We start from the raw sequence: 2,594 nt of genomic DNA, 5'->3' as shown, positions 1-2,594 counted from the left end.
TTCTTTATTGTATTTAACCTGTGGGCTATAACTATAGTTGTCTTTCCTTCACAAAGTTCCGATAAAGCCGCCTGTATATGACTTTCATTATCCGCATCTATGCTTGCGGTTGCCTCATCAAGTATAATAACCGGCGAATTCTTTAAGATACATCTTGCTATTGATATCCTCTGTGCCTCTCCTCCTGACAGGGTAGCACCGCCGCTTCCCACAAAGGTATCAAAACCATAAGGAAGTTTCATGATAAAATCATAACATCTTGCCTTTCTTGCCGCCTCATAGACACTCTCTTTGTCCACCGAAGACAGTCCCATAGCAATATTGTTATAAACTGTATCTTCAAAAAGATAAACCTTTTGAAATACCATACTTATCTGCTCCATAAGCCCTTCTAAAGGAAGTGAGCGTATATCTTTTCCTCTGAAAGAAATCTCACCTTCTTTTATATCCCAAAATCTTGCTAAAAGACTTGCTATCGTACTCTTACCCTACAATGTCAAGTAATTGATATTAAAAAAGCACCTAAATTTCTTTAAGTGCTTTGATGCATCATATAGTATATCGTATATTTAAATTTGTGCTATTTTTTTTATTTGTGATTCTGGCAATACAGAATTTTTTAAAAAAGCTGGCTGATATTTTAAAATTTCATTTGCTTTTTTAAGTACATCATCGTTCACATTAACATAATTATAATGATTTAAATTTATTGTTCCATCCTCATTTAAAGTAGTTTCAATGAAACGATACTCATTCATTCCCGAACATAATATGGTATCTATCAAGAGTTTTCTTGTTTTATCCGGAGACATTCTAATGGATTTTAAACATCTTGATATTTGAGTTTGATAATCTAACAATGTAATTATGGCATCAAATCCATCCTTTTTCAAACTATTTATTAAATATAGTTTCATTACAACATCTCCTCCTTTCTCTCTAATCATTCTTATAAAAGACTAACTAAAATAGTATATAATATTTATTTATAAATTGCAAGCCCTCTAAAATTAAATCATGAGCTGTTTTTATATCCGTTATAACATGAGTATCCATTGAATTTTCTGACCAATGTGAATATGGATGTCTCATTTTGTTATAACTACTATATAACTGATTAAGATAATCTATTTGATTAGAACTTAAGCCTACAGCATATGAATTATATTCAAAATTTCCTGTTGTTTCATTTTCATCAAAGAAAGCAAAATTATTCCCTTTAAATTTGCCATCTTTTCCTGTTCTAGTTGTATTCTCACCCAATTTATCATGTAAAATTCTGTGCAAATAAAATTCCATCGCTCTAAAAAGTGGTGTAACCAGACAAGTATAATCCGGCATATAGCCTGTTATTAGTGTATTAAATACTGCGGATAATAAAGTATTTCTAAGTTTTGTATCTTTATCATCAATTGGAAAATTAGGCAATAACGTAGAAAAAGCATTTTCAACCTCCGGCTTCTCTACTGTTAAAGCATGATACGTATTTAGGACTTCTATAACAGCACTATCTGTTGGTAAGTTTTCAATCGCCAATGAAATAATTTTCTGAAACAGCAAACTCTGTTTCCCTTGAACGTAAGATTTATTACCTTTGTAGCAGTTAATAATCACTCGTTGACCGTCAAACACAAGTAACAATTTATCTAAGTAATCTTTTGGACTAGATTCTTCTACCTTAATTTTATCTTTAATATCTTCTTCATTGATTTCATTATTAAGTGATTCTACCATATTAAGCCAATCTTGCTTTTGAAAACCTATAAAATAGATAGATCCATCATTATATGTTTTATACCCTTGCGACAAGAGAGCTTTTTTTGCTAATTCATCCGCTTTTTCATTATACACAATCCCGCTATGAGCTTTTACATGCTCAAATTCTATATTTATCAACTTTGACTTCTCATCAAAGAATTTGCTATACTCCTGTGAAATCTTGACTTTAGCCTTCCATTCTTTCGTTGCCCACTTTTCAATGCCTTCATAATCATAAAAATTTTTTATTCTTTTTTTATTGCTTTCAATAGCCCATAAAATAGCTTGTTTAACACCTTCAATTTCACCTGCAATATTTCTTGAATCCATATAAGTTTTATCTATAAAAGCCTTATATAGACTGTCTTCTGATTCATTGGTTAAAAGTACAACACCAAAACTGTATTTTTCTTTTCCATCTGCATCTAAAAAATGGCTGCCATCTACAAAAGCAATTACTTCTCTATCTTCTAAGTTTTTTATTTCCTGTTCTATTTTTTTATTTATTGCAGACGTTTCATCAGATACACTTTTAATTTCTTTTATATCTTCACAAGATATATATCTTATTGCTTCTTCCTCAGTAGAAAAAGATTTATACACAGCTCCCGGAAATCCTTTAACCTGTTCCTCCGTTTCACTCCAAGTGCCATATATCCCTGGTATTTTACCTACTTTTACTGCATAAAATTTTTCTTCGCCATAAATTTTCACCACCGTTATTCTAAATTTTAATAAAATTCTCCTCACTCATATTTATATTATACCACATTTAGCAAATAAGGTGAATTGCAAAAGTAACTTCCATACCTAAGTTTAATTTTTTTATTTTAGAT

At 30.6% G+C, this 2,594-nt stretch carries 2 protein-coding genes and 1 pseudogene; all 3 read right to left on the bottom strand.

The window, feature by feature from the left end:
• Nucleotides 1-488: pseudogene (locus ACTTKP_RS12140) on the bottom strand (ATP-binding cassette domain-containing protein); the annotation flags it as partial.
• An 81-nt stretch (nucleotides 489-569) separates the two neighbouring features.
• Entirely contained in the window at nucleotides 570-917 is a 348-nt protein-coding gene (locus ACTTKP_RS12135; RefSeq protein WP_314276586.1) for a type II toxin-antitoxin system RnlB family antitoxin, read from the bottom strand.
• A 46-nt stretch (nucleotides 918-963) separates the two neighbouring features.
• Entirely contained in the window at nucleotides 964-2,472 is a 1,509-nt protein-coding gene (locus ACTTKP_RS12130) for a ribonuclease H1 domain-containing protein (protein ID WP_442554142.1), read from the bottom strand.
• Nucleotides 2,473-2,594: the final 122 nt, after the last annotated feature.

The sequence above is a fragment of the Catonella sp. genome (assembly GCF_052169795.1).
Taxonomy (GTDB): domain Bacteria; phylum Bacillota; class Clostridia; order Lachnospirales; family Lachnospiraceae; genus Catonella.
The sequence above is the reverse complement of the archived record's forward strand: the minus strand, read 5'-3'. Positions and strand labels throughout refer to the sequence as shown.

Excerpts from the sequence above, each read along its gene's own strand:
- ACTTKP_RS12135 (WP_314276586.1), bottom strand. The coding sequence starts at position 917 with ATGAAACTATATTTAATAAATAGTTTGAAAAAGGATGGATTTGATGCC.